The organism is Rhodococcus sp. P1Y (assembly GCF_003641205.1).
In the GTDB taxonomy this organism is placed as follows: Bacteria; Actinomycetota; Actinomycetes; order Mycobacteriales; family Mycobacteriaceae; genus Rhodococcoides.
Window position 1 is genome coordinate 69291 of record NZ_CP032762.1, and the last position, 25688, is coordinate 94978.

Genomic DNA, 25688 nt, shown 5'->3' on the forward strand with positions numbered 1-25688 from the left:
ACATCGAGGTTACGGACCCGTCGGTGCCGTCGCTGCGGCGTGGGCTTGCGCTGCGGTCCTCTGGGTGAACTTCACGGCCAGGACGATGAGCACGATCGGAATGACCCAGTTGCACACCAGATCCACTGTCCGCGCGCCGCTGTCCTCGGCGTCGCTGATCGGATCCAGAGCACCCGCCACGAAGTGCGATCCGGCCATGACGATCAGCGCGAGACCCCACGCCAAGCTGATACGACGGTTCGTCGCGTGGAACTTGGGCGAATCCCAGTAGGCCTTGTCGACGCTCTCGCGTGCGTACTGCTCGGTGAACGGAATGGTGAATGCCGAGACGAGCATCACCACTCCGAGGAGCAGCGTCGTGCCGCCGCGCGCGAAATTTGTCAGGAACTCGTCGACGCTGTCGCCGCCGATGAACCCGATCGCGGCGATCGCGACGAACGTCACCACACCCGCGATGTCAAGAAGCTTGATGCCACTGCCGCGCTGGTAGGCAGCGATGGCCACCGCTGCGATCGCGGACACCAGGGCGGCGTACGCAACCTGGTCGTCGCCAAGGCGGGCGACCAGAATCGAGAACAGGAACCAGGGCGCCAAACCGAGAACCATCTGTCCGAATTTCATATCGACAGACAGTGCTCGCCGAGCGCGTCGAGCGCACGTCATCGGCAATAAATCACCCGCAGAGGGTGGGCTCGACTTCTCGGCCGGCGTCGACCGAGAAGTGCACAGACGTGAGCTCGGGTAACATCACCGCGGAATCGTTCGACCGAGAGGCCCCTCCTTCATGACGACACGACGTACCCGTACCAGGGCCGCAGTGGTGGCGACGCTGCTCATCGTCCTCGCGACCGCACTTCTCGGCACGGCGTCCGCACAGGCACGTCCTGCGCGCTTCGTCCCGGCGGGCTCTATCTCCCCGACAATCGGATTCGACCCTGCAGCGGTCATCGAGTGGCGGCTCGAACAGTCGATCGTCAATCAGCCGATCTTCGTCCGCGTCGATCCGTACTTCCCCGGCCTCACGGACTTCTCGCTCAACAACTGGTGCAACTGCGCCATCAACTGGTTCAACCACACCACCCAGCAGGGTGGCGTCGCATTCCCCGGTCCGCTGCCTGCCGGTCCCATCCGCACCGGCTCGGGAGACGTCTCGGCCTGGACCGACATCCCCGGCGGTTTCACCCTCATCCGCGGCCAGGGCAACTGGTGGGTTCCCTGAGGGCGCTTCGCCGCCCGTGAGTGCGTAATTACGCCCCGCCGTAACTACGCACTCACCGCTAGATCAGCTCCTCCCCCAGAAATCCGCCCTCGCTGACCCCCGCGGGAATTGCGAAGACCGCCGACCCGATCGGCGTCGTCCATTCGTTGAGCGCGTCGTGCTCGTCGAGTCTCTTCTGCACGGGCACGAACTGGTTGTCGATGTCCCGCTGGAACGCCGCGAAAATCAGACCCGAATTGCTGGTCGAGCCGGATTCCGGCTGATCGTCGTAGTTGTAGGCGCGCCGGAAGAACCGCTCACCGTCGTGCGTGTGACGAGCACGTGCGATGTGCGACGCCGGCGAGATGACCGGAATCCCGAACGAGTCGGTGGCATCGAAGTCGGCGTCGTCGTGTTCGAGCTCACCGGTCAGCGGTGCTCCGGAGTCCAACTTCCGACCTACGGCAAATTCTCTTCCTCCTCGGTCCAGTTCGTCCCAGGTGTCGAGTTCGACGGCTATCCTGCGAACGATCATGGACGTACCGCCATCGGCATTCCACACGAGTGCATCGAACTCCGTTGCAGGACTTGGGTTGACGGTTCCATCCACCTGCCCCATGAGATTCCGCATCGTGGTGCCGGACTGCTGTGCACCACGCGACGAGCGGAACCCCCGTTGAACCCACCGAATCGATGCGACGGATCGAACGTTCTTCGCGAGCACTCGCAGTGCATGAGCGACAGGCACCGGATCGTCGGCGCAGATTTGCAGGATCAGATCCCCATCGCTCCAGCGACTTTCGAGCCGATCGACGCCGAAGGACGGTAGCGGGGCTACCGGGGAGGGCGCCCCGGCAACAACGAATGCACGGGGTCCCAGCCCCACCGTGACGGTGAGTGATGCCGGGACAGAAGCGAGTTCGGGCTCGGTATCGGCCAAGGCGGGCGCACCCTGCGTGAGCCGTGCCGCGTCCGTCGTCCAGATCTTCAGGACGGACACGAGTTGGTCCCGCGTGACACCGTCGCGTAGATCGAATGCGACGAACGTGCCGTGCGCTTGCGGTGGTGTCGCGATTCCGGCCTGATGTTTTCCGTGGAACGGGACGACCTCGCCTCCGAACTCGGATTCGGTTGTCTTCGAAGAGTATCCGTAGGCCACGCCCGCGGCGCCGAGGGCAGCGACACCTCCCCCGCCGAGCGCCACTGCGCCCTGACGGAGGAGACGTCGCCGACTGAGACCCGCGCGTGGTGGTGTCTCAGCCACCGTAGTTTTCCTGCGCGCCCACGAATTCGCGGACCTGCGCGGTGAAAGTGGACGACGAACCATCCTCGAACGTCAACGTGATGTCGGTGTCGGTCCCTGGGGACAAGGGCGTCGTCACGTCCATCAGCATCAGGTGATCACCGCCGGCTTGCAGTATTTTCGTCTCGTCGCCGCCGACTGCGAAACCACCTTCCTTCGGTTTCATCACCATCGCACCGTCGGAGCTCGCGACGATTTCGTGCAACTCCATCATCGACGACGCTGGGGTCGACGCTGCAACGACGCGGATCTGCTCCTCACCGGTGTTCTGGATCTCGGCGAACGCCGAGGTCATGCCCGAGTCGACGGACTTGATCCACGCTTCGCGAACGGTCACCGAATCAGCCTCGGTGCGTGGCTCTTCCGTGCTACATCCAGCGAGGATAGCGAGTGCGAGAATCGCTGTTCCGAGAATCTTCATACTGTCTCCGAAGTGGTTGTGCGATGCCGCAAGCCGAGGGCCGCATCGACGAGAAGGAAGGCGAGAAGGCTGATGCCGAGGAGCGGGACGAACCACCCGAGAACGACCGCAGTCAGCACGACAGCTGCCAGGGCCACGGGTGATTGACGCCGAAGTGCACCACGATGCGGTGCCGCCGCTTTCGGTCGGCGTTGCCACCACATGCGATACCCGCGCACGATCACCGTCACGAGCGCGACGGCAAGCAGAGCAAGGACGATCTGGTTGGCCAGGCCGAACAGAATGCCCATGTGCAGCGCGATTCCCCACGCGGCGAGTTTGGCGGCGACCGGCCAGTCCGAGAACCAGTTGGTGTCGACCACTGCGTTGGTGCTGCCGTCTATTGCGATCGAACTGGTCGACAGGACCCACGGCTGCCGGGTCTGAGCGACCACGAATGCTGTGTCCTTCTCTGCCGGAATCGTGACCTCGACCTTGCCGTCGATGCCCTGAGCGCGGGCAGTTCCGAGCACCGAATCGAGGCGCCCGATGTTGGCACCGACGACATCGTCGTCTGTGGGGGCCATCGAGGACATGCCGTGACCCGCGTGGTCACCGGACATCGGCGCAGCATCCCCGGAGATCGACTTACTCACCGCGGGCGTCGTCCAACTCAACTGGGAGCGCAGATCGGTGATGTTCTCGCCCGCGTACTTCGACCAGGTCAGTCCAGTCGCCGACAGAAAAACGAGGCCGACTGCAATCCAGATGCCGACGCCGCCGTGCCAGTTGCGCGTACGAGCGCGGCCCGTCACCGATCGGTCGACCGTCAACAACCGGCCGCCACGGCGCCAGCGTCGAACCCACAGGACCACGCCCCCGAGCGCGACGATCCACAGCCAGGAGGCAGCGAGTTCGCTGTAGATTCGGCCTGGCTCGCCGAGGTGAAGATGACGATGGAAGCCGCTGATCCAGGTGCGCAACGGCAGAGCGTTGCTGCTGCCGTAGACGACTGATTCGCCGACGGATTGCGCAGTGACCGGGTCGACGAACACTGCCCGTCGCTCGGATGCACCCAGTGACGGGTCAGTGAACATCACCCGGGTGGTATCGCCCTGGGCGATGGAGGGACGGACGGCGTTGACGGTCAGATTCGGAACTGCTCGAGTGGCGGCGTCGACCTGTTCGGCGATCGATGCTGTCGGCCCGACCGAATCCGTGTGCAGCAGATCGGAATAGACGGCGTCCTCGATGGTCGGCGCAAAGGCGTACAGGCCGCCGGTGAGCGCGGCGATGAGGATGAACGGCGCGATGAGAATTCCCGCGTAGAAATGCAGCCTCATCACCAGAGACGGCGCGGGAGGGGATGAATCCGAGCCGGTCGGCTCGGTTTCGGACACAACTGTGCCAGTAGTGGACATGGGTGTACTCGATTCGTCTGAAGGCGGGCTGCGCCCGCATGTGAACGAAAATACGTAGTGGGCTATGTGTTTTCGTGCACATGGAAGAGACGCGTCGCTGTATCGCGACGCGTGCAGAAAAAATGAATTCAGACGAAAAGAGGTGGGCCGCGAGTTCCCGATCCCGAGCAAACGAGCAGCCGGAGAACGACATTCGACCGGTACCGCGTTGCAGGAGTTCGCGAGGAGTCCGGAACCACCAGGACCGCGCCGAGAACAGGAAGAATTCGCCGTAGCACCGACAGTGCATGGCCGTATCCGAGTACGGCACCTCGGATGAGCACAGCACACACCACGCTTGCGCAGGCGTGCGTCGCTAGCATCATCGGCGTCAGCGACAGTCCGTGGTGATGCTCGGACGCGATGGACAGGACGGAGTGACCCAGAACCTGGCCGAGCACCAGAACGGCCGCCGTCGGAACACGAGTGCTCATCAGCGTTACAGCCCCACCAACCGCCGCACTGACGACGAGCAGGAGAATGAGCGCCGATTCACTGGGAACCATGGCCCCTCCACCGGCACCGTGAGCGGCAATGCTCAGTGCTCCGGATGCCGAGCCCACGAACGCGCCACGCAGGCGCGCGCGAGCATCAGGACCCGAAGTCATGAGGACACCCTAGTCGACTACGAAAACCGGTAGCCCCGCGACCAGCACAGGGACGATCTGCGCGTAGGCTCATCGGCACGGTGACCCGACGCCCGCGACGCTTCGTCTCGCGGTTCCCCTACTGCGTCGGGAACAGTATGAATCAGCACAACATCTCCTCCCGCAGCCTTCGCGTCTTCGTCGCAGGATGGGTGATCGACGACGGGTCGTTCCCCAGGGCTGCGATCGGCGACATCGTCGACGTGACCCTCTCGGTCGATTCCGAGGACGAGGCCCCGACTGCCTGCGACGAAACCCGCTCCGCGATAGCGCGCCCAGCCCATGGCTGCGCACCCAGAACGCTTCCGTCGGGGAAACCGCACTGGCTGCACCTCGTCTACGGCGACGGATGGAGCGGCACGTGGTGGGCCGATCGCCGCTTCGACGGTCCGGTCACGGTGTCCGGGCTCTTCTGTGCGGACCTCGAGAACGGCGCCCTCGACACGCCGTCGCGCACGGTCGGCCGAGTCACTCGAATCCACCGTGTGGACAAGCAGGTTCGGCGCACCGAAACCGGCTGGACTTCGATGTCGGGCACAGAGCGATTGACGGAATCCACTGGGCCTGTGACACAGGTCGATTGGTGGCCGTCCGACAACACCGAGGACGGTGACTTCGTCCCGACGGGCCTGCTCGTCGAACTCGATCTCGATGAGGCACCCGACTACGAACCGAGTTTTCGCGCAGGCGCACTATCGGCTGCCGACGACATCCTGTGGGTCGCGGACAAGCGCGAACCTGTTCTGCGCCGGGTGGATACGTCCACCAATCCCCCGCGCATCACCGAGTTCGTGTTGCCGCTAGCGTTCGAACTCGACAACGGCATGTGGTCCAGGCGCGTGCACGCGTTCGACGGGGGATGCTGGCTCACTTCGGAATGGGACATTCACCGCTGCACATTCTCGGACGACGGCGGGCTGACCATCGATCGGTACGCCGCAGAGGGCAGCATGCTCACCACTCTGCTGGGCGGCAGGCTCTACGCCGTCGGCAACATGCGGTCCGGCATGTATTCGGATCGTCGATACGGCGCCATCCGAAAACCTGCCGACACCCACCCGTTGCGCGTCCTGGCCGAGGACACCCGAGAACTGTCGACGGTCGATGACGAGGATCTGTTGCGCGCAGTCCGAGCGTCCATTCGCCGCGCCGACAAGGCCTTTGCCGACGATGGGTCCGAGTGGAACATCACCGGCGCCGACCGCGTCTCGAGGAAGCTGGCGGACGACAGCTCCTTCAGCACGGTGGATCTGGGTCCGATCACCGAACAGGGCGCCGTTCATTCGATCACGCCCGACCCATGGACCGACCCAGCCAATGCGGAGGAAGTCGCGCGAATCTCCTTCCCCCCGCCCAGCGAAACAGTCCCAGGCCCTACCCGGAAAGCACCCCGAGCTGAGTGAGGAAGTCGAGCTGATCGAAGTAGAGATGCTCGGAGAGGAGTTCGGACCCATTGACGACGTACGTGGCACTCCAGCGGAAGGAAATGCGCTTCCCCGTTGCCTCGACGGGTCCGGACGGACTTTCTAGCGGCCCGTCGTGGAGTCCTTCGAAGACACCCTCCACGGAAGCGTTCGCACCGTCGGTCACCGACGTGTTCACGATGAGCTTTCCGTCCGAGAACGCCTGCTGAAAGACCGACAGGAACGCCAGCACACCGTCGCGGCCGGTGAAAGTGCCACCGGGAGCGACCAGTTCGGCGTCGGATGCCCAGGGTTCTTTGTCGGGTGTGCGGTTGTTGAAAGCCTCGATGTGCTGTTCGATCACAGCGTGCGCGTCGGTCATGATGTTCGCTCCATTTCGTCGGTGTCGGCCTCGCCTGGTGTGCCGAGGATCAGTTGTGCGGCTTCGGTGACGACGGCGATCGGGTCGTAGCTTCGCGCCGAGACTGCGAACGCTCGGACGTTGTCCCGAATCACCGAATCCGTGGTGGCGGTCTGGATCGCATCCCGTATCTGCCCCGGCGTAGGCCGCCGAGTGCCCAGATCGACTCCAGTCCGGAAGTAGCCGACTCGGGCTGCAACCTCCGGTTTGTCCTCCCCGCCCGGGGCGACCACGACGGGCACACCGTGGGCGAGCGCTTGCTGCACCGTGCCGTATCCGCCGTTCGTGACCAGAACCGACGTCCGAGGCAGCAACCACCGGTAGTCGATGTGTTCGGCAACAACGGCATTGGAGGGAACAGGCGAGGTGATCGTGTCGATGGGCGCGCCTCCGGTCGAGACGACAACGTGGACATCGAGCGATTTCATTGCTTCCAACGTGGGTACGACCAATTGCGTGAAGTCGTGGTTGTCCAGTGTGCCTTGCGTGACGTGAATGATCGGACGCCCAGAGGACCCGACCTCATCCCACCACCCCGGAGGCTGCACAGCGTCGTCTGCCGGAAGGATCGGCCCGCCGAAGACGACATTGTCGGAGAGGTCTCGGCGGGCGTATTCGAACCCCTCGGGACACAGCTGAACGAAGGCGTCGAACATCCGAGACAAGTCGAGCACTGGGAGCCTGAGATCGCCGCCGACCTCACCGACCAGTCGAACCGCCGTGTGTTGCACCGACCTGAACAGCATCCGCTGCACCACTGCGTTGGCCACACGGTTGCGCACACGGGCGAAAGGTCCAGCGCTCATGGCAATCCCGCTGTTGTACGGCGGAACGTCGACGCTGCTTTGCGCGAGCGGCAGGGTCCCCAACCCGACGACACGAGGACGACTACCGGCGGGGTGACCCAGGAGCGGGACGACGCCTGCGAAGGTGGCGTCGACGAGGACGGCGTCGACGTGCCCAGCGACCTGTAGCGCGGTGGCCAGTGCGCGAGCTTGGTCGGGTATGGGCTGCACGAAGGTACCGAGCACCTGGTGCCGGGACAACGCCAGACCCGACAGTCGGTCGATATCCGGTGTGAACGTCTGTGGATCGCGTTCGTCGAAGTCAGCGGCACCGGTCAACGGAACGAAAGACATTCCCGCGTGCTCGACGAGGTCTGCGAATCCGGACCCGGTCACCATGGTCACCTCGTGTCCAGACGCAACCAGCTGACGGCCGACTTCCAGTATCGGCATGACGTGGCCACGTAAAGGAGGGCTGCACAATACTATTCGAGACACATTTTCGACCCCCTCTTCGCTGTGTCCAGATTTGATAGAGTGAGACTATACTCAATTTCGAACTGTGTCCCAGCTTCGTGGATCGAGGAGAAATTGTGACCACACGCCGCTATGAGTCGCAGCAACGAGCGGCGAGCGCGGCGGAGACCAGAGCGAGGATCCTCGATGCCGGGCAGGCGTTGTTCGTCGAGAACGGGTACTCCCCGACAACGATGCAACACATTGCGGACAGTGCGGGCGTATCCGTTCAGTCGGTACACCTCGCCGGTAGCAAAGCATCGCTGATGACGGCAATCCTGCACCGCGCGTTCACCGGAGACGAGGACTTCATCTCACTCCTCGAACGCCCGGAATTTGCGGCCATCATGCACGACGACGACACCGATCGAGCACTGGGCCGCTACGTCGAATTCGTCGTGACGGCCAATGCGCGCATTGCAGACCTACACCATGCAGCCACACTCGCTGCCGACTCCGACCGATCGATCGGCGCCGAGCTCGAGCGCACCGAACTGCGCCGGTTGGACGACATACACACCGGCAGTGGCTGGTTCGTCCACCGTGGATTGATACGCGGCGAGGACGTAAGCGAGTTCGCCGATGTCATGAGTTACCTGACGAGCCCGCAGACCTACCGCTACTTCACCGTCGAACGCGGCTGGAGCGTGGAGCGTTTCACCCGCTGGCTGCGCTCGTCGATCGCACAGTCGTTCACCTGAAGATGCACCTAGTACCTCGCTGCAACCTCTAGGCCGTGCAAGCGCTCCGACGGCGTCCGGCGAGGGCAGCTCGTGCACTTGTCCGCGCCCTCCGTGACGTACAGCAGGCAGCACGAGCAGCGGCGAGTGAAGCGTCGCCCACCCACGTCGACGAATCGAGGCGCGGGGAGCGGTGATGTCATGTCGGCAACGAGTTCTTCGGCGAACGAGCTTCCCCGCAGCCGGTCGCCGAGGGCAGCGCCGACGTCGAGGCATCGATTGGCGATCGAGTCGGACGCGATCGCCCACAGGGCTCGAACCCGCGCACCCGACGCCTCGGACAATGCCTCGATGACGCCGGCAAACACCTGGTCAAGAGCCGCAGGCAACTCGGGAACAGCGATGGTGCTTTCGGACAGAATCCCGCCGAGGTAGCCGTTGGGCCTGAGAAAGCACCGGGCACCGTCGAGGGCTGGATCGGCAGCCTCACCCGTCACCATCGCTGTCGCAACCGCGAGGAACGAGAGTGTCGAGCTGGCCGAGTACCACCACAGCGTCCCGTTGACGCGGGCATCGGAACAACCCCAACGCGCGCCCGTGTCCTCGACGCGGGCGCGCAACCAACCGGTGTCCAGCATGTTCGACGCCTCCACATCGAACGGGCCGTCGAGGTACTCGGCCAGTCCCGGCACTCGATCGGCAGCTTCGGAGTAGACGCTCATGCCAGCCCGTGAATGTCGATGCTCGGCCGTGGATTCGCTCGTACCGTCGCCCGAATCCCGAACACGTCCGCGAGCAGCCGGTCGTCGAGGACGTCGGCGGTCGCTCCTGACGCGACGACGCGTCCGGCGTCGAGAACGGCCAGTGAGGTGCAGTATTCGACGGCGAGACGCAGATCGTGCACGGTGACGACGATAGCGAGCCCGTCGGCGGCCAGGTCCCGAACAGCATTCATGACGATCAGTTGGTGTCGCAGATCGAGGTGATTCGTCGGTTCGTCGAGCAGGAGTATCCGGGGCTGTTGCGCCAGTGCGCGCGCGATGGCGACGCGTTGACGCTCACCGCCGGACAGGGCTCCGACATCGCGATCGGCGAGATCATCCAGGTCGACGCGCGCGAGGCAGTCCATGACGATGTCCCCGTCGGCGGTTGTCGGTCGATCGAACCAGCCGCGATGTGGCACGCGCCCGAGAGCGACGGATTCTCGCACTGTGAGTCCCGCTGAAGCTTCCGGCTCCTGCGTCCCGACGCCTACCGCCCGTGCGAGTTCCGACCTCGCCGTCGCATGGGCATCGACGCCGTCGACGAAGACAGTGCCTGCCGTCGGTGTCAGCGCCCGGTAGCAGCAGCGAAGTGCGGTCGTCTTCCCGGATCCGTTCGGGCCGACGAGACCCAGTACGTCGCCGGGCCGAACTTCGAAATCTATTCCGTACAACACTTCTCGCTTACCGAGAGATGCCGACACCCCTCGAACCGACAGGCTCATCGCGCTGCCTTCCCATACTGTCGGTACAGCATGAACACGAAGATCGGCGCCCCCACCAACGCCGTCACGACCCCGACGGGCACTTCGGTGCTTCGGGCGACGGATCGAGCCAGCGTGTCCGCACCGACCAGCGCGATAGCACCGAGTAGCGCAGCGACCGGCAACAACCGGATCGCGCGAGTTCCGACGACATACCCCGCCAGGTGCGGCACGAGCAGGCCGACGAAACCGATGCCGCCGCCCACGGATACGGCTGCGCCGGCCAGCATCGAAATTGCCAGCAGTTGCACGACACGGAATCGACGGACGTTCATTCCAAGGGCTGCGGCGCCGTCGTCGCCGGTTTTGAGCAGGTCCAGTCGCGGCGCACTGAGCAGAAGTCCTGTGCCGATCACGAGCAGCGCCAGCGCCGGGAAGCCGAGAGTGGACCACCGTGCATCGCCGAATCCTCCAGCGAGCCAATGCAGTACACCGCTGAGGGTGTGCTCGTCGGCGAACACGAGCAGCGTGAAGGTGATGAGCGCCGAGAACACACTGCCCAGCGCAACGCCGACCAGGACGATTGCCGTCGACTGCGGGTATCGGCCGCCGATGAGCAACGCCAGAAACAGCGGAATCATTGCCCCGATGAACGCGGCCGCTGGAATCGTGAATGCCCCGAGCGCTCCGGCGCCGACCCCCAGCGTCATGACTAGTACGACACCGAATCCGGCACCCGAGGACACGCCGAGCAGGTAGGGGTCGGCCAACGGATTTCGGGTAACCGCCTGTGCCACACCGCCCGCAAGGGCAAGCGACGCACCGACGACTGCAGCGGTCAGTGATCTCGGCAAACGCGATTCGACGACGATCGCCGAACGCGCCTCGGTCCACCAGGATTCGAAGGCTCCCGGCGTCACGCGATGGATGACGATGGCCCACACGTCTCCGACCGGGATACGAACCGAGCCGAACGAGACAGCTGCAGCGATGGACATCAGCAGCAGGGCAACGAGACCGAGCAAGATCAGACCGAAGCTGATCTTGGAGCGCTGCGGTGCGTGCGTTTTCGCCCGAGCGGGCTTGGCGTCGACGACGGCGGTCATCAGGACTCGAACCGGTCCGGATGCAGGTGGCGTGCGATGGTGTCGACACTCGTCACCAATCGGGGGCTCTCGAAGAAGTCGTCGAGCGGCACGACGACGAAGTTGTCTCGTTGCACGGCAGGTGTCGTCGCCATGATCGGCTGACTCTTCAGGAAGTCGATCTTGCCTTGCGCTGACGTGTCGCCGTAGTCGAGGACGACGATGGCCTGCGGTGCGCGTTCGCCGATGATCTCCCACGTGGTGTCGAGGTAGGGCCGTTCACCCTCGGGAAAGATGTTGGCCGCTCCCGCGTAGTCGGCGATCAGCTGCCCGACGCCGACGCCACCGATCGTGGTCGGCACGTCCTCACCCGAGTCGTAGAAGAACGTCGGTGTCGGAGTGACTCCGTCCAGGTCGCCCTGCACCTCGCCCAAACCGGCCACGACGCCGTCGATGACCCCCTTCGCTGCATCTTCGACACCGAGGACGTCACCGAGTTGGGTGTAGTCGGTCTCGAGCATGCCGATGTCCGGGAACCCCGATCCGCAGTACTCGGAGAACAAGAACGTGGGGATACCGGTGTCGGTGAACGACTGGCGCGCCCGGCCTTCCTTGTCGTTGAACGCGCTGCGCATACCGCCGACGACCAAGTCCGGGTCGAGGTCGAGGATCTGCTCCTTGGTCGGATACTCGTCGGCCAGGCCGGGGATCCGGGCGAACTCGTCGGCCGTCTCAGGCGTCGGCGTCGCATTCCGGTAGCCCATTCCAACGATGCGATCCGCGACGCCCATCTCGATGAGCACTTCGGTGACGTGGTCGTTCATCGAGACGATGCGCTGGGGCGGGGCGTCGAACTGCTGGGTGACGTCGCAGTTGGTGATGGAAACAGGCTCGTCGAACGACGTTGTTTCGGTGCCTGCCTCGATGGCGTCGCCCCGGGAACAGGCGGCGAGGACCAGGACGGATCCAACCGCGACAATTCGGGCGACGGAGGAGATGGAGCGTGACATGAGAACCTCACTTGGAGCTCAGAGCCACGAAATGAGAGTCGGGTGCGCAGCCCACGAGTGGACCACGCGCTGGACTGCCGATTCGTAGACCACGACGAATGGGTGTCGCACACACAGCCGCTGGGTAATCGGGCTCGCCACCTCGCCGAAACGAAGTGGCCCACCGTTGCGGGTCAGCGCCGGATTTCGACCGGCTTCCCCCTGCGACTGGCTAGCGTGTTACTTCGCTAGGCAGTATGCACGACGCGCTCACACCCGTGTCAGCGCCTCTCCCATTGTTCGGTTCAGAGTGCTCAACGAACGTACGGCGCTGCGGACCGGCCCTGGCGTCGTGGTCGACGCCAACATGACATCGGGCGCGGAGGTCTCGGTCAGCTTCTCCGGCGGTTCGACGTGTTCGCCGGCAACGGCTCGTTTGACGTCGGCGATCGTTGCCTTGGTGACGTCGGCGGCGTGCATCAGTGCTCTCGCGGTCTCGTCCGACGGACCGGTACCGGGGTTGGCCCTCGATGCTCCGACGCCTGCGCGGGCGAGTGCATGCGCGGACCGGTTGCTGACGGTCATGATTCGCACGAGCCGCTTCGCCCCACGGCGAGTCCTCGTCGTCGGACCGATTTCCAGTGGCTTACCCGCTGTCACCAGGTCTTTCAGAGCGTTGTCCAGTTTCCGCATATCGGTGACGAGGTTCGTGCTTCCACCCGGGGAGACGACGGCGCCGATCCCGGTGTCGATGATGGCCGTCATCTGGTCGAGGTAGTCGTCGATCTTGCCGACCATCGTCGATCTGGTACCGGTGGAGAAGATGAAGTAGGCCGAGGCGATTCCGACGACACCGCCCGCCGCGGTTTCGACGATCCGTAGTTCGAGCACCTCGATGCTGAAGGTGCCGAGCAGACCGTAGAGCATCGCGAGCATCACCGTGACGAAGAACGACAGCAGTGCATAGGCAACGGTGACGAGGTAGAACGCGAAGAACACGCACACCACCAACAAGATCAGCTGCAGCGGTTGGTTGTTTCCGACGAGCGCCGACAGCAGCACGCCGGCAAAGACCCCGGCGATGGTCCCGACGACGCGATGGCCTGCACGCGAGAGAATTTCGCCACGCGTCGACGCCCCGGTGAAGACCAGAAATGCCGTCAGCACCGCCCAGTACCAGCGGTCAGGCGAGATCAACTCTCCGAGAAGCGTTGCTGCACTGGTAGCCACGGCGACCTGAATCGCTGCCTTGGTACTCGGGTTCAGCCCCTCGGTGTCCTCTGCCTTGTTCGGCTCCTCCTTCGGCGCAGACTCCGTGTGCAGGGCGTTGCTGGTGATGTGATGAATGGCGATGTGCGCCTGCACTGCTCGCATCGCGACAGTGGTGGCGATTCCGGCCTGAGTCGAGGGATCGGACTTGTCCGCCGCGGCGGCGGCGAGGCGTCGGGCAGCCCGCAGTTGATCCTCCGACGGGTTGTTCTGCAAACACGATCCGAGCGCGGTAGTGGCCTGTCCGAGCGACTTCGGCCAGGCCTTGTCCGGATCGAGCGCCCACAGTGCACTGACGAGTTGCTCGGTGGCGATCTGTGCGTCGAAAATGCGCATGGACAGGTCTTCATTGGTGACGCTCAAAAGCTGAGCTGCGTCGTTGCGGTCGAGCCAGTCGTCGATCATCAACGCCGTGCTGCCCAATGTGTCGAGCTTCTTGCGGAGGAGGTCGAGATTGCGGTCACTTCTGTTCGACGCCACCTGCAGCACGTCGATCGATGCGGCGCGCAGCGCCCGTACCAACCGTTTCAGTTCGAGTCCTGGTCTGTCCGGCAGAATCACCGTTCTGACGAGCAGCGAGATCCCGACACCGAGAACGATCGACCCGGCCAGCATCGGTATCTGCCCTGGCTGCGCCTGCAGGAACAGCGCGAAGAAGTAACAGATGAAGGCAACCATCCCCAGTGCCGTGCCACGCGGGCCGTAGCGCCGCACCCACACCGCCGCGAACAGCACCACGATGAAACCGACGTCAGCGACCTTGCCGAACTGCGACAGCACCGCCGACAGCGACACCGAGACCACCGCGGGGAACACCAGCAGCAGCGTCGTCACGATTCGTTCGTGTTGGGTCTTGTCCTTGACCGCGGCCGAGGACTGCATGGCGACGACAGTTCCCAGCAGCGCGACGGTGAGCGGCTGTCCGATCAGACGGAAGCCGGGAAGCAACACCGCTATCGCGAGTACGACGGTGATCGTCGTGGTCGCGGCAGCGCGCAGTCTCAGCCGGCCGGGATCCGAGACCGCGAGAAAGCGGACCGTCTCTCCGAAAATTCGTGCTGCCATGGGCGTAAGACTATGTGGCTTCGCCACCCGTGCGCGCGTAGTTACCCTCCGCCGTAATTACGCACTCACGACCAGAGCCGGGGTCGTGCGCGCATAATTACCTTCCGCCGTAACTACGCACTCACAGGCGGAGCCGGACAATCGCAGGCGCCGTCGAGTGCGGCAGCAACCTGCTCATGTTCGCGGGGAGCTGCAGGTCGACGATCGTGGATTCGTCGAACCGATACGGCTGGGTCAGCACGATGCCGGACAGCTGCTTGCGAAGCCGCGACATCTCGGCGCGGACAGTGATCGATCGTCCGTGGTCGCCGAAGAGGTCCGCGGCCATCTGGGCTGCGGTTCGACCCTCGCGATGCACCGCGAGCAGGTACAGGATCTCTGCATGTCTCGGCGTCGGTTCGTGCGTCCATTCGCCGATCTCACTGCGGATGTGCACGCGGGTTTGTTGGGGGTGCCGAAGGTCGATACTGACCGTCGTGGCCACCCCGGTCTCGGAGGGCGATCCGTCGTCCTGCGCCCCGGTCGGCCGAACCAGCCAACCGCCGGGAAGAGGCTCGAAATCGCAGACGCCGAGCGTCGGCAGCCAGAACCGTCCCGTCGCAAGGTCTTCCGGCAGAAGTATCCGATTGCGCAGCGCGACCGACTCGACCGCGGCCACCCAACCGTTCGAGTCCACCGCGAGCGCGGGCGACTGCAACCGGGCGAGCATGGGCGCGGCGACGGATCTGAGGCGGTCCAAATTCTGCCGATGATGTTCGCGTAGTTGAGATTCCGCGAGACGGGCAATGGCGTCGACCAGCGCCAGGGTCGTCGGATGCACAGTGCTCGCCGGGCCGCTCACGTCGACCGCACCGATGACGTGCCCGGTCCGCGGATCCTTGATCGGAGCACCCGCGCACGTCCACGGATGATGGCTGCGCACATAGTGTTCCGCGGAGAATATCTGCACTGCACGCCGGGACACGAGCGCGGTACCGATCGCATTGGTGCCGACGGAGTCCTCCGCCCAGCTCGCGCCCTCGACGAAACCCAGGCCGTCCGCGCGGTCCAACACCGCCGTCGAACCGCTGCGCCACAGCACCCGTCCGTGTCGGTCGGCGACGACAAGGATGTTGTCCCCGTCCTGCACGACCGACTCCAGGCCGCGGGCGAGGTCGTCGAGAATGTCGAACAACCCCGATTCCCGACGGCTGAGCTCGAGATCGGACACGTCGATCTGCACCGAGTTGGCACTGCGCTGCTCGGGGTCGATCCCCAGCGTCTGTAGGCGTCGCCAGGAATCACCGATCACCTCGCGTGGCCTGGCTGGCGCCTTGCCGCCCGTCATCGTGGCGTCGTAGACGGCAGTGAGAATCTGCGCATAGCGGCGCGGGTCCTCGCCGGCCGCCAGCGCAGGTTCAGGTCCTGTCGACTGAGTCATCACTGACAATTGTGCTCCAGATCACGTCGAACGTGCAAAGTCGGCTCAGCGGTAGACGAGGCCACCATCGATGAGACCCGCCTGACCAGTCATGTAGTCCGAATCGGGACCCGAGAGGTACGAGACGAACGCCGCGACATCCTCGGGCGTCTGCGCACGACCGAGAGCGATTCCGCCGACGAACTTGTCGTAGGTCTCGCCTTCCGCCGCGCCCGTAAGCTCGGCGAATCGCTTGTCGATCGTCACCCACATGTCGGTGCCGACCACCCCGGGGCAATAAGCATTGACGGTGATGCCGTGCGCCGCGTATTCCTTGGCGGCAGCCTGCGTCAATGCCCGGACGGCGAATTTGGTGGCGCTGTAGACGCCGAGCATCGCGAATCCATCGTGACCGGCGATGGACGACGCATTCACGATTTTGCCCTTCTGTCCGAGAGCCTTGAATTTCGCTGCAGCAGCTTGGATTCCCCACAGCACACCGTCGACGTTCACGGCCCAGATCTTCCGCACGTCATCCGGACGCACGTCGTCGATGGGTGCCACCTGGGCGATTCCCGCGTTGTTGATCATGACGTCGAACCCACCCAGCGCCTCGTGCGCGTGGTCGACGGCCGCGAACACCTGATCGCGATCACTGACATCGGCGACGAACGTCGTTGCCTTGCTTCCTATCTCGCGAACTTCGGCAGCGACGTCGTCGATCTTGCCGGAGTTCACATCGACGAGCGCGATGTCGTGGCCGTCGGCGGCCAACCTCAACGCGATGCCGCGGCCGATCCCCTGTCCACCACCGGTGACGAGTACGACGCTCATGCCTGCCCCTCGCTGTCGCGTCCAGCGGCAGGATCTACCAGCACCTTCATCTTCGTGCCCGCGTGGAGAGCCTCGAATCCGTCGTCGATGACCGACTCGAGGGCGATCTTGTCGACCCATCCCGTCGTGTCGTACTTGCCTTGACTCATCAGGTCGATGACGGCGTCGTAGTCGGCGGAGGTGTAGCAGAGCGATCCCTGGATGCGGGACTCGTTCATGACAATCTTCTGCAGCGGTGTCATCAAAGGCTTTTCGTAGATCGCAACGCTGATCAGCGGCTTACGCGCGCCGATGCAGCCGAGTGCAGTCTCGACTGCGGGCTGCACTCCCGCCGCATCGTAGATGGCGTCGGCGCCGCGGCCGTCGGTGGTGTCGGCGATGAAGGCAGGGACGTCGAGCGCCGTCGGATCGAGAGTTTTCGCGCCGAGCGCTTCGATCGATGCCCGACGGGTCGGCGACGGCTCGACGACATAGACGTCGTCCAGGCCCTTGCCTCGCAGCGCGAACCACAGGCCGATACCGATCGGCCCTGCGCCGAACACCATTGCGGTGTCGTCGGGTTTCGGTTCACCGAGCGTCGCAGCGTGGAAAGCAACGGACATGGGTTCGACCAGTGCGCCCAACTCCAACGACACGTTCTCGGGAAGATGATGAATCATGTTCGTCGGCACGACGGTGTATTCGGCCATCCCTCCGTCGGACATCAGTCCGTGGAAGCCGATCTGCTGACAGATGTTGTAGTTTCCGGCCCGACAAGGACCGCAGTGGCCACATCGGTAAAGCGGTTCGATGGCGACACGGTCACCGACCTTCATACCCGTCACGCCTTTTCCGATCTCGGTGATGGTGCCCGAGAACTCGTGGCCGAGCACGAGCGGCAACTGCTGGTTCGTCAGCGGGTGCGGTTCGGTGGGGATGAAAATCGGTCCGGCGTAGTACTCGTGCAGGTCGGTGCCGCAGATACCGTTGTAGCCGACCTTGACCTTGACCTCGCCCTCCCCCGGCGACGGCTCGGGCACGTCGGCGATCTCCACCTTGTTCGGTCCGTAGTACACAGCTGCGCGCATCGCGTTTCTCCTCGTTCAGTAGCCGATGCACGTATGTCTATGTGACCTGACGCACATGCAACAGGGTTGCAGGGCGTTGCATCAGAGGCAGGGCCGATCCAGACGCCTTGAACGCTTTCTGCAACCCTCCGCAACCCTGACGCAGACCTTGTGATCCAGCTCATAGTTGCGGCGACTCCACGCGTAGACACCATCTAGGAGAGCAGATCATGACCGCAACTGTTGTACCCGCACAGGACGTTTCACCAGAGGTATCGCGACGAGGCGGTTGGTTCGCCTTCGGGGTCGCCAATCTCGTCGTGGTCGTGGCGGTCTCGCTGGCGAGCTGGTACCTCCTCGCCGATCCGACGACCAGCCCGTGGAACTTCTACCCCCTCCCGTTCAACGCTGCACTCTTCTGGGCGATCCTGTTCATCGTCTTCATCGGATTCGACTGTGAATTCGCGGGATTCGACAAGCTCGGCCAACCATGGCGCGGCTTCGCGATTCTGGGATCGACGGGGGTGTTCGCCGTTGCGGTGACCTGGCTCCTCGGCAGCGGCGTCGGTTCGCTGTTTCCCGACTTCGCCGGAACCCGCGACGGTGGACTCGGATACTTCGCCGGCGCTCTGTTCGTGCTGTTCGGGTTCGCGACCTGGGTGATGGTGGTGTTGAACTGGCAGCACTGGCCGTGGACGGCACTGCTGTCACGTGGTCACTCCGCAGGCTCCGCTCCGGCGAAGCAACCGCTCATCGGCCTGTGCGAGATCGCCTTCGTTTCCGTCCCGACTCTCGCCCTGTACTTCGTCTTCGGACTGCCGTCGGTGTCGTTGAGCGCGACGAATCCGTTGATGACGGTGGACACCGTGCTCGGCTGGTTCTACTCGATGGTCGTCGCTGTGATTCTGACCGGGCAGACACTCGACAACTGGCCATGGAAGCTGTTCGGCGGGGGCGGAAAGACAGCACTGGCGGCGACGGTCGGCAACGTCCTGCTCGGTACCGCCATCTATTTCCTCATGGTCCCGCTCGCGAAGCTTCTGTTGGGTTCCGGCGCGACCGACGAGCTGGGTGGCGTCGTGAATCAGTTTCCGGCGCAGATCGGTGTGTGCTGGGCATTCTGGATGATTTTCTGGGCCAACGGTTTCGGTAACCGATGTGCGCCGGCAGTGCGCGCAGTACTGACGTTCGTGCTGGCGTTGGGAACCTTCGTTCTCTACTACCGCTTCGGCGCCGAACACATCCTGCACGAACCCGAGATTGCCACCGGTCTGAGCGGCAACGCTCTCGGTTTCGTCGACTGGCTGGTGCTGTGGACGCTGATCTACGTCGTCGGATTCCAGTCGTTGGGGTTGCGCAGGCTTCTTCAGGACGGTGTCAGCGCAGGGCACTGATGCTCGACGGGTTATCGCAGGTCGCGATCGATCACGACGATGTTCGTTCCCGTGGCCAGCAGCGCTGCGGCGGACAGCCCGAACATGGCGTGGAACGAATCGCTGAAGTGCGAGGGTGAGGCGAATCCGGCTTCGACCGACGCTCTGGTCAGATCCCTACCGTCGGCAACCGCCTCACCCACGTGCAACATCCGAGCCCACAGCCGATACCGCCTGAAGCTCGTTCCCGTTTCCGCGGAGAAGAGGTGCAGAAAGCGTGATGTCGAGAGATTCACCGCAGCGGCCAGATCCGACGCCGCGACGACTGCTCCCGGCTTGGTACGCACGATCTGCATCGCCTCGCGGATACGGTCGTCGAGCAGCCGCGGCTCGGGTCCGCTGATGAACTCCGCGAGTGCATGCGGGTCGGGATCGTCGACGTTCACGGCATCGAGAATTCGAGCCTCGGCAGTGTGCGTCAGCCCGATTCCGCCGATCCGCATCGCCATGGTGTCGAGTATTCTGTCGGCGCGTGAAGTGCCAGGATCACTGTAGGCGAACAACATTCGTTCACCCGTCGACTCGACTCGATGAACCGTACGAGGAGCCACGGCAGCGCTGCGCACAGTCCACACACCACCACGGTCGTCATGCAGCCGGAACGGTGCATCGACGCCCGCGGCGAAACAGAGCACCGAACCCGAGTGGAAGTCGAGCTCGAGCGAGGGACCCGAATACACGGCACGGCCTGCCCACAACCAGAGCGTCGCCGGACAGCACGATTTCGGAAGCGCGCGTGGCGTCATGCAAGACATGCTTGCACCAAGCCCCGCCAAGGGGAAGACCCGACAAACTCTCGAAGGTGGTTCGACACATGGATCTGGTTCCGTCATTGGGTGATTCGGCAATGGTCGACGTGACAGGCGGCAGGATCCGCGTGTACGAACGCGGCGCGGGACGACCGATCGTGTTCGTCCACGGGATGCTGGCGAACGCGGCCGTGTGGCGGAAGGTCGTGCCACTGCTGGCCGACGAGTATCGCTGTATCACCGCCGATTGGCCGTTCGGATCTCATTCGTCGCCGATGAACGACGATGCAGACCTCACCCCGACCGGCCTTGCCGATTCTGTGGCCGAGGTCATCGAGCGGCTCGATCTCCACGACGTCACACTCGTCGGCAACGACGGCGGCGGGATGCTGACCCAGTTGGTGATCACTTCTCACCCCGAGCGAATCGCCCGCGTGGTCCTCACACCCTGCGACGCCTACGAGAACTTTCCACCGAAGATGTTCGCGTATCTGTGCTGGTTGGCGAAGGTCCCGGCCGCGTTCGAGTTGCTCGGCACACTGATCCGAATTCCCTTGTTTCGACGTCTTCTGGTCCGCTCCCCCATCGGATACGGCGGTCTGAGTCATCGACGAATCGACGATGATCTCCTCGACCACTACTCCACACCCGTGCTCGACCGCGGTGTACGGCGGGATTTGGTGCGATTTCTCCAGTCGGTGGACTCTCGCTACACCCTCGATGCAGCCCGATTGTTCGGCGAGGTGAGTCAACCGGTTCTCGTGGCATGGGCGTCGGACGACAGATTTTTTCCCCTGGAGCATGCAGAACGCCTGGTCGAGGACTTCTCCGACACCCGATTGTCGGTGGTGACTGGTTCCCGCACATGGGTCTCGGAGGACAAACCCGAGGAACTCGCGTCGTTGATCGCAAACTTCGCCAGTGATGCGGGTCACGTGCAACCCACTGCAACTCTCGACCGAACGCCGTAAATGGAGTGTGCTGGGTCACAGCACACGACACGAACGACGAGGGAGCCACGCATGACTCAGACCATCGAACCGCCGGTCCACACGCAGACCCCGCAGCAACGGGTCGACGCCTGGTTGGGCGACTTCGAGGCAGCCCTGAAAGCCCGTGATCTGGACCGCGTTGCCGCGAAGTTCGCCGTTGACAGCTTCTGGCGCGACCTGGTGACCTTCACGTGGAACCTCAAGACCGTCGAGGGCAGGGACGGCATCAAGGGCATGCTGGCCGAGCGGCTGGACGACACCGATCCGTCGAACTTCCACACCACCGAAACACCCGACGAGGCCGATGGCGTCACCTCGGCGTGGATCGAGTTCGAAACCGCGACGAGCCGCGGAAAGGGGCATCTGCGTCTCAAAGGAGATGAAGCGTGGACCCTCCTGACGACGATGCAGGAACTCAAAGGGCATGAGGAGCGTCAGGGGCATTCGCGCATCAAGGGCGCGGTGCACGGATCGAATGCCGACACCAAGAACTGGGCCGAGAACAAGGAGATCGAGGAGAAGGAACTCGGCTACACAGTTCAGCCTTATGCGCTGATCGTCGGCGGCGGCCAGGGCGGCATCGCTCTCGGCGCTCGGTTCCGCCAACTCGGCGTTCCTGCCATCGTCGTCGATCGGGCCAACCGTCCGGGCGACCAGTGGCGAGGCCGCTACAAGAGTCTGTGCTTGCACGACCCCGTCTGGTACGACCATCTCCCCTACCTGCCGTTCCCCGCGAACTGGCCGGTGTTCGCGCCGAAGGACAAGATCGGCGACTGGCTCGAGATGTACACCAAGGTCATGGAGGTTCCGTATTGGAGCCGCACCACGGCCAAGTCCGCGACGTACGACGAGGCGGCGAAGGAATGGACCGTCGTCCTCGATCGCGACGGCGAGAAAGTGATCCTGCATCCGAAGCAGCTCGTCATGGCCACCGGAATGTCCGGCAAGAAGAACGTGCCGAACTTCCCCGGGATGGACGAATTCGAAGGCGAGCAGCATCATTCGAGCGAGCACCCGGGTCCCGACGCCTATGTCGGCAAGAAGGTCGTCGTCGTCGGCTCCAACAACTCCGCGCACGACATCTGCAAGGCGCTCTACGAAACCGGGGTGGACGTGACGATGCTGCAGCGTTCGTCCACACACATCGTCAAGTCCGATTCGCTGTGCGAGATCGCGCTGGGCGACTTGTATTCCGAGCGTGCAGTGGAAGCTGGGATGACGACGGGCAAAGCCGATCTGACGTTCGCGTCGTTGCCGTACCGGATCATGCACGAGTTCCAGATCCCGGTGTACCAACAGATCGCGGAGCAGGACAAGGACTTCTACGACCGACTGGAGAAGGCAGGATTCCAACACGATTTCGGTGACGACGGATCAGGCCTGTTCATGAAGTACCTGCGTCGCGGATCGGGCTACTACATCGACGTCGGTGCATCCGAACTCGTCGCGGACGGGAAGATCAAACTCGTTGCGGGACAGGTCTCTCGGATCAGCAAGAGCGGGGTGGTGCTGGAAGATGGCAGTGAACTTCCCGCCGACCTGATCGTCTACGCCACCGGCTACGGCTCGATGAACGGGTGGGTCGCCGACCTCATCGATCAGGCGACGGCCGACAAGGTCGGCAAGGTCTGGGGACTGGGCTCCGACACCACCAAGGACCCCGGCCCGTGGGAGGGCGAGCAACGCAACATGTGGAAGCCGACGCAGCAGGAGAACCTGTGGTTCCACGGCGGCAATCTTCATCAGTCCCGGCACTATTCGCTGTACCTCGCGCTGCAGATCAAGGCCCGCTACGAAGGAATCGACACCCCGGTCTACGGCCTCCAGGAGGTTCATCACCTGAGCTAGCGGCTACGCCGCCCGTGCGTGCGTAGTTACTGCGGGCCGTCACTATGCACGCACGACCCACGGCCGGGTCGTGCGTGCATAGTCACGTCGGGAGGTAATCACTCACGCACAGGGCGGCGGAGCCGTCCTACTGCCCCTGGGCCTTCGCGATCAGCGCATCCTCGGACCGCACCTGGTCGAGGTTGACCACCCGGGTCGGGAGGATCGAGTTGTAGAGCCAATCGGTCGCCACACGCACCCGGGCCCCGGCGGTCGGCAGCGCATACAGGTGATATCCCCTGGCCACGAACTTGGCGATCGGCCCCTTCAACGGTACCCCCAAAGGCTTTGCAACACCGTCGAATCCGCCGAGATCTGCTACCAACCCCAGATCCTTGTGCACATAATCCTTGGACTTCCCGACGCCCAGGCTCGCCGCCACGTTGCGAGCGACCCGTACGCCTTGACGCTGCGCGTGCTGGGCAGTCGGAGGGGTCGGTTTCGACGGGTCCGCTGCAATGTCGGGTACGGCCGCGGCGTCGCCGATGGCCCAGACATCCGGAACTCCAGGCACCGACATGTCCGCGTCGACGGTCAATCGTCCCTTTTCCGTCGGCAATCCGAGCTTTGCGATCAGCGGGCTGGGCGCGACCCCGGCGCCCCACACCAGCGTTCGGGACGGGACGACCGTTCCATCGGTCAACGTCACCGAGGTGGGCGTCGCAGATTCCACCGTCACTTCCAAGCGCACCTCGACGCCGCGCTCCTTCAACACGCCGAGCGCTTCCTTGCCGAGGTCCTCCCCCAGCTCAGGAAGTACGGCAGGTGCGAGGTCGACCAGGAGCCACCGCACATCGTTCGGATCGATGCTTGCCCACCGTGTCGCAATACCTTTGATCCAGTTCTGCATCTGCGCCACGAATTCGGTGCCGGTGTATCCCGCGCCGACAGCGACGACAGTGAGCCGTTCGATGCGCTCTTTGCGTCCAGCAGGAGTATCCGGCAACGAATCCGCCGCATCGAGCTGCGCGAGAACGTGGTTGCGGATGAACGTCGCTTCGCTGAGTGTCTTGAGTCCGTGCGCATTCTCGGCCACACCGGGAATGTCGAACTGACGCGTCACCGAACCTGGCGCGAGGATCAGCTTGTCCCATTCGATCTCCGACTCCCCGTCGCGGCCCTCGACCCGAAGTCGATGCTCCGCGAAGTCGACGCTCGCCACATGCCCGATCACCGTCCGGGTGCGCCTGAGCGTCTGTCGAATGGAGACGGCGATGTCGCGTGGATCGAGCACACCCGTCGCCACCTCGGGCAGCAGCGGACTGTAGAGCATGTAGTCGGTAGGGGCGACGAGCGTCAGCGTCGCCCGCTCTGGCTCGAGAAGCCGCTGCAATCGGCGAAGGGCGTGGAACCCACCGAACCCTCCCCCAACGACCACCACCTTGGCCGGGACATTCGGGAGCGGAGCTGACCTGCGTAAGCGCTGAATCGACGTCGCCATGCAGGCCACCTTAGTGGCGTTCCGCCCCGTGCGTGCGTAGTGACACAGAAAGGGAATTATTCACTCACGACCAGGTCACCGCTCGTGAGTGAATAATTACGTCGGGCGGTCACTACGCACGCACGGGCGGCGAAGCCGCCTAAGCCAGGCGAGTCTCCGGGGACTGGGTCTTGGCCGGGTCGGTTTCGATGGATCCAGCCAAGGCGTCGTCGATCTTCTTCAGCACATCGGCGCCCAAGGTGATCTCGGATGCCTTGATGTTCTCGGTGATCTGCTCGGGCCGCGAGGCGCCGACGAGTGCAGCCGCGACGTTGTCGTTCGCGAGCACCCAGGCGACCGCGAGCTGCGCCAAGGTCACCCCGAGCCCTTCGGCGACGGGCTTGAGTTCCTGTACCCGCCTGAGGGTTTCGTCGTTCAGGTAACGCTGAATCATCTTGTCGCCACCCTTGTCGTCGGTGGCGCGCGAACCCTCGGGAAGCGGCTGACCTGGTAGATACTTGCCGGTGAGCACGCCCTGCGCGATCGGTGACCACACAATCTGCGAGATTCCCAGCTCCTTCGACGCCGGAATCACCTCGGCTTCGATGACGCGCCACAGAGCCGAGTATTGAGGCTGGTTCGAAACGATGGAGAAACCGTTCTCCCGAGCGAGAGACTGGCCGCGCCTGAGTTGATCGGCGGTCCACTCCGACACTCCGATGTACAGAGCCTTGCCCTGGCGGACGACGTCGCCGAACGCGGCGATGGTCTCTTCCAGCGGTGTCTCGACGTCGTACCGATGTGCCTGGTAGAGGTCGACGTAGTCGGTGTTCAAGCGCTGCAACGATGCGTTGATTCCCTCGAAGATGTGCTTGCGCGACAGTCCGGTGTCGTTGGGACCCTTCGGCCCGACTGGGAAGTACACCTTGGTGAGAATTTCCAGCGATTCACGACGTCCGCCCTTCAGTGCCTCGCCCAGCACCGTCTCTGCGGCGCCATTGGCGTAGACGTCGGCGGTGTCGAACGTGGTGATGCCCGCATCGAGTGCGGCGTGCACGCTCTTGGTGGCGACGTCGTTCTCGACCTGCGAGCCGTGGGTGAGCCAGTTGCCGTACGTGATCTCCGAGACCTTGAGTCCGCTGTTTCCGAGGTATCTGTAAGCCATGAGAAAAACGCTACCCGCGAATCGAGGACCGTAGTTGTCGAAGCAGCCACGCACGTCCGCCCCTGGTAGTTAGAGTC

24 protein-coding genes and 1 riboswitch are annotated in these 25688 nt (G+C 63.8%); of the genes, 6 read left to right on the plus strand and 18 right to left on the minus strand.

Translation table 11 applies throughout. The features are described from left to right. Nucleotides 1–9: 9 nt before the first annotated feature. Nucleotides 10–621: a hypothetical protein gene (locus tag D8W71_RS00345; protein ID WP_121109987.1), complete on the minus strand. Its 612-nt coding sequence runs from the start codon at nucleotides 619–621 to the stop codon at nucleotides 10–12. Nucleotides 622–784: 163 nt separating this feature from the next. On the opposite strand from D8W71_RS00345, the gene D8W71_RS00350 reads away from it, so the two are divergent. Next, complete coding sequence (locus D8W71_RS00350) at nucleotides 785–1219, plus strand: hypothetical protein (RefSeq protein WP_121109989.1); 435 nt, start codon at nucleotides 785–787, stop codon at nucleotides 1217–1219. A gap of 58 nt (nucleotides 1220–1277) precedes the next feature. On the opposite strand, the gene D8W71_RS00355 is transcribed toward D8W71_RS00350, so the two are convergent. The 4 genes from D8W71_RS00355 to D8W71_RS00370 form a co-directional block, all read right to left on the minus strand. Beyond that, nucleotides 1278–2462, minus strand: a complete 1185-nt coding sequence (locus tag D8W71_RS00355; RefSeq protein WP_121109991.1) for a Dyp-type peroxidase — start codon at nucleotides 2460–2462, stop codon at nucleotides 1278–1280. After that, nucleotides 2455–2922, minus strand: coding sequence for a copper chaperone PCu(A)C (locus tag D8W71_RS00360; RefSeq protein ID WP_121109993.1), 468 nt, complete (start codon nucleotides 2920–2922; stop codon nucleotides 2455–2457). Before D8W71_RS00360 ends, D8W71_RS00355 begins: the two co-directional genes overlap by 8 nt. Continuing rightward, on the minus strand, nucleotides 2919–4322 hold the full coding sequence (locus D8W71_RS00365) for a PepSY-associated TM helix domain-containing protein (RefSeq protein WP_236077650.1): 1404 nt from the start codon (nucleotides 4320–4322) through the stop codon (nucleotides 2919–2921). Before D8W71_RS00365 ends, D8W71_RS00360 begins: the two co-directional genes overlap by 4 nt. Nucleotides 4323–4450: 128 nt before the next feature. Beyond that, complete coding sequence (locus D8W71_RS00370) at nucleotides 4451–4969, minus strand: hypothetical protein (protein ID WP_236077651.1); 519 nt, start codon at nucleotides 4967–4969, stop codon at nucleotides 4451–4453. A gap of 137 nt (nucleotides 4970–5106) precedes the next feature. On the opposite strand from D8W71_RS00370, the gene D8W71_RS00375 reads away from it, so the two are divergent. Then, nucleotides 5107–6411 (plus strand): hypothetical protein, encoded by a 1305-nt coding sequence (locus D8W71_RS00375; RefSeq protein ID WP_121109995.1) that lies wholly within the window; start codon nucleotides 5107–5109, stop codon nucleotides 6409–6411. Here D8W71_RS00375 and D8W71_RS00380 read toward each other — a convergent pair. Together D8W71_RS00380 and D8W71_RS00385 are read right to left on the minus strand one after the other, a co-directional pair. Beyond that, on the minus strand, nucleotides 6383–6793 hold the full coding sequence (locus D8W71_RS00380; RefSeq protein WP_121109997.1) for an ester cyclase: 411 nt from the start codon (nucleotides 6791–6793) through the stop codon (nucleotides 6383–6385). The genes D8W71_RS00375 and D8W71_RS00380 overlap by 29 nt on opposite strands. Then, complete coding sequence (locus D8W71_RS00385) at nucleotides 6790–8070, minus strand: nucleotide disphospho-sugar-binding domain-containing protein (protein WP_121109999.1); 1281 nt, start codon at nucleotides 8068–8070, stop codon at nucleotides 6790–6792. Before D8W71_RS00385 ends, D8W71_RS00380 begins: the two co-directional genes overlap by 4 nt. A 140-nt stretch (nucleotides 8071–8210) precedes the next feature. Here D8W71_RS00385 and D8W71_RS00390 point away from each other — a divergent pair, with 140 nt between their 5' ends. Further along, complete coding sequence (locus D8W71_RS00390) at nucleotides 8211–8834, plus strand: TetR/AcrR family transcriptional regulator (protein WP_121118330.1); 624 nt, start codon at nucleotides 8211–8213, stop codon at nucleotides 8832–8834. Nucleotides 8835–8842: 8 nt separating this feature from the next. On the opposite strand, the gene D8W71_RS00395 is transcribed toward D8W71_RS00390, so the two are convergent. The 8 genes from D8W71_RS00395 to D8W71_RS00430 form a co-directional block, all read right to left on the minus strand. Continuing rightward, a complete protein-coding gene (locus tag D8W71_RS00395) occupies nucleotides 8843–9535 on the minus strand; it encodes a (2Fe-2S)-binding protein (protein ID WP_121110001.1) in 693 nt (230 codons plus the stop codon). Then, nucleotides 9532–10299: an ABC transporter ATP-binding protein gene (locus D8W71_RS00400; RefSeq protein WP_121110003.1), complete on the minus strand. Its 768-nt coding sequence runs from the start codon at nucleotides 10297–10299 to the stop codon at nucleotides 9532–9534. The genes D8W71_RS00395 and D8W71_RS00400 overlap by 4 nt, the downstream gene beginning before the upstream one ends. Beyond that, nucleotides 10296–11276 (minus strand): FecCD family ABC transporter permease, encoded by a 981-nt coding sequence (locus D8W71_RS00405; RefSeq protein WP_442972032.1) that lies wholly within the window; start codon nucleotides 11274–11276, stop codon nucleotides 10296–10298. The genes D8W71_RS00400 and D8W71_RS00405 overlap by 4 nt, the downstream gene beginning before the upstream one ends. Nucleotides 11277–11383: 107 nt before the next feature. Further along, on the minus strand, nucleotides 11384–12373 hold the full coding sequence (locus D8W71_RS00410) for an ABC transporter substrate-binding protein (protein ID WP_121110006.1): 990 nt from the start codon (nucleotides 12371–12373) through the stop codon (nucleotides 11384–11386). 98 nt (nucleotides 12374–12471) lie between these two features. Beyond that, nucleotides 12472–12625: riboswitch (cobalamin riboswitch) on the minus strand. After that, nucleotides 12623–14686: an FUSC family protein gene (locus D8W71_RS00415; protein WP_121110008.1), complete on the minus strand. Its 2064-nt coding sequence runs from the start codon at nucleotides 14684–14686 to the stop codon at nucleotides 12623–12625. Its footprint overlaps the riboswitch before it by 3 nt. Nucleotides 14687–14807: 121 nt before the next feature. Then, nucleotides 14808–16106, minus strand: coding sequence for a GAF domain-containing protein (locus D8W71_RS00420; RefSeq protein WP_121110010.1), 1299 nt, complete (start codon nucleotides 16104–16106; stop codon nucleotides 14808–14810). A gap of 45 nt (nucleotides 16107–16151) precedes the next feature. Continuing rightward, nucleotides 16152–16919 (minus strand): acetoin reductase, encoded by a 768-nt coding sequence (locus D8W71_RS00425; RefSeq protein ID WP_121110012.1) that lies wholly within the window; start codon nucleotides 16917–16919, stop codon nucleotides 16152–16154. After that, entirely contained in the window at nucleotides 16916–17986 is a 1071-nt protein-coding gene (locus D8W71_RS00430) for a 2,3-butanediol dehydrogenase (protein ID WP_121110014.1), read from the minus strand. The genes D8W71_RS00425 and D8W71_RS00430 overlap by 4 nt, the downstream gene beginning before the upstream one ends. Nucleotides 17987–18195: 209 nt before the next feature. Between D8W71_RS00430 and D8W71_RS00435 the strand changes: the two genes are divergently transcribed. After that, entirely contained in the window at nucleotides 18196–19359 is a 1164-nt protein-coding gene (locus D8W71_RS00435; RefSeq protein ID WP_121110016.1) for a hypothetical protein, read from the plus strand. Between the two features lie 11 nt (nucleotides 19360–19370). On the opposite strand, the gene D8W71_RS00440 is transcribed toward D8W71_RS00435, so the two are convergent. Beyond that, nucleotides 19371–20144 carry an AraC family transcriptional regulator gene (locus D8W71_RS00440; RefSeq protein WP_236077652.1) on the minus strand — a complete coding sequence of 258 codons (774 nt, stop codon included), beginning with the start codon at nucleotides 20142–20144 and terminating at the stop codon, nucleotides 19371–19373. Nucleotides 20145–20212: 68 nt separating this feature from the next. Here D8W71_RS00440 and D8W71_RS00445 point away from each other — a divergent pair, with 68 nt between their 5' ends. Both D8W71_RS00445 and D8W71_RS00450 read left to right on the plus strand, forming a co-directional pair. Next, nucleotides 20213–21118: an alpha/beta fold hydrolase gene (locus tag D8W71_RS00445; RefSeq protein WP_236077653.1), complete on the plus strand. Its 906-nt coding sequence runs from the start codon at nucleotides 20213–20215 to the stop codon at nucleotides 21116–21118. Nucleotides 21119–21169: 51 nt separating this feature from the next. Then, on the plus strand, nucleotides 21170–22987 hold the full coding sequence (locus D8W71_RS00450; RefSeq protein WP_121110018.1) for an NAD(P)-binding domain-containing protein: 1818 nt from the start codon (nucleotides 21170–21172) through the stop codon (nucleotides 22985–22987). Between the two features lie 127 nt (nucleotides 22988–23114). Here D8W71_RS00450 and D8W71_RS00455 read toward each other — a convergent pair whose 3' ends face one another. Beyond that, the gene (locus D8W71_RS00455) at nucleotides 23115–24467 is read right to left on the minus strand and encodes an NAD(P)/FAD-dependent oxidoreductase (protein ID WP_121110020.1); all 1353 of its coding nucleotides are present in this window, start codon (nucleotides 24465–24467) and stop codon (nucleotides 23115–23117) included. A gap of 139 nt (nucleotides 24468–24606) precedes the next feature. After that, nucleotides 24607–25611, minus strand: coding sequence for an aldo/keto reductase family protein (locus D8W71_RS00460; protein ID WP_121110022.1), 1005 nt, complete (start codon nucleotides 25609–25611; stop codon nucleotides 24607–24609). Between the last annotated feature and the right edge of the window lie 77 nt (nucleotides 25612–25688).

What these genes read in the sequence shown, in the direction of transcription:
- D8W71_RS00345 (WP_121109987.1), bottom strand. Translation starts at nt 621, where the DNA reads ATGAAATTCGGACAGATGGTTCTCGGTTTGGCGCCCTGGTTCCTGTTC.
- D8W71_RS00350 (WP_121109989.1), top strand. Translation starts at nt 785, where the DNA reads ATGACGACACGACGTACCCGTACCAGGGCCGCAGTGGTGGCGACGCTG.
- D8W71_RS00360 (WP_121109993.1), bottom strand. Translation starts at nt 2,922, where the DNA reads ATGAAGATTCTCGGAACAGCGATTCTCGCACTCGCTATCCTCGCTGGA.
- D8W71_RS00365 (WP_236077650.1), bottom strand. Translation starts at nt 4,322, where the DNA reads ATGTCCACTACTGGCACAGTTGTGTCCGAAACCGAGCCGACCGGCTCG.
- D8W71_RS00370 (WP_236077651.1), bottom strand. Translation starts at nt 4,969, where the DNA reads ATGACTTCGGGTCCTGATGCTCGCGCGCGCCTGCGTGGCGCGTTCGTG.
- D8W71_RS00375 (WP_121109995.1), top strand. Translation starts at nt 5,107, where the DNA reads ATGAATCAGCACAACATCTCCTCCCGCAGCCTTCGCGTCTTCGTCGCA.
- D8W71_RS00380 (WP_121109997.1), bottom strand. Translation starts at nt 6,793, where the DNA reads ATGACCGACGCGCACGCTGTGATCGAACAGCACATCGAGGCTTTCAAC.
- D8W71_RS00385 (WP_121109999.1), bottom strand. Translation starts at nt 8,070, where the DNA reads ATGCCGATACTGGAAGTCGGCCGTCAGCTGGTTGCGTCTGGACACGAG.
- D8W71_RS00395 (WP_121110001.1), bottom strand. Translation starts at nt 9,535, where the DNA reads ATGAGCGTCTACTCCGAAGCTGCCGATCGAGTGCCGGGACTGGCCGAG.
- D8W71_RS00400 (WP_121110003.1), bottom strand. Translation starts at nt 10,299, where the DNA reads ATGAGCCTGTCGGTTCGAGGGGTGTCGGCATCTCTCGGTAAGCGAGAA.
- D8W71_RS00405 (WP_442972032.1), bottom strand. Translation starts at nt 11,276, where the DNA reads ATGTCCATCGCTGCAGCTGTCTCGTTCGGCTCGGTTCGTATCCCGGTC.
- D8W71_RS00410 (WP_121110006.1), bottom strand. Translation starts at nt 12,373, where the DNA reads ATGTCACGCTCCATCTCCTCCGTCGCCCGAATTGTCGCGGTTGGATCC.
- D8W71_RS00415 (WP_121110008.1), bottom strand. Translation starts at nt 14,686, where the DNA reads ATGGCAGCACGAATTTTCGGAGAGACGGTCCGCTTTCTCGCGGTCTCG.
- D8W71_RS00420 (WP_121110010.1), bottom strand. Translation starts at nt 16,106, where the DNA reads ATGACTCAGTCGACAGGACCTGAACCTGCGCTGGCGGCCGGCGAGGAC.
- D8W71_RS00425 (WP_121110012.1), bottom strand. Translation starts at nt 16,919, where the DNA reads ATGAGCGTCGTACTCGTCACCGGTGGTGGACAGGGGATCGGCCGCGGC.
- D8W71_RS00430 (WP_121110014.1), bottom strand. Translation starts at nt 17,986, where the DNA reads ATGCGCGCAGCTGTGTACTACGGACCGAACAAGGTGGAGATCGCCGAC.
- D8W71_RS00435 (WP_121110016.1), top strand. Translation starts at nt 18,196, where the DNA reads ATGACCGCAACTGTTGTACCCGCACAGGACGTTTCACCAGAGGTATCG.
- D8W71_RS00440 (WP_236077652.1), bottom strand. Translation starts at nt 20,144, where the DNA reads ATGACGCCACGCGCGCTTCCGAAATCGTGCTGTCCGGCGACGCTCTGG.
- D8W71_RS00445 (WP_236077653.1), top strand. Translation starts at nt 20,213, where the DNA reads ATGGATCTGGTTCCGTCATTGGGTGATTCGGCAATGGTCGACGTGACA.
- D8W71_RS00450 (WP_121110018.1), top strand. Translation starts at nt 21,170, where the DNA reads ATGACTCAGACCATCGAACCGCCGGTCCACACGCAGACCCCGCAGCAA.
- D8W71_RS00455 (WP_121110020.1), bottom strand. Translation starts at nt 24,467, where the DNA reads ATGGCGACGTCGATTCAGCGCTTACGCAGGTCAGCTCCGCTCCCGAAT.
- D8W71_RS00460 (WP_121110022.1), bottom strand. Translation starts at nt 25,611, where the DNA reads ATGGCTTACAGATACCTCGGAAACAGCGGACTCAAGGTCTCGGAGATC.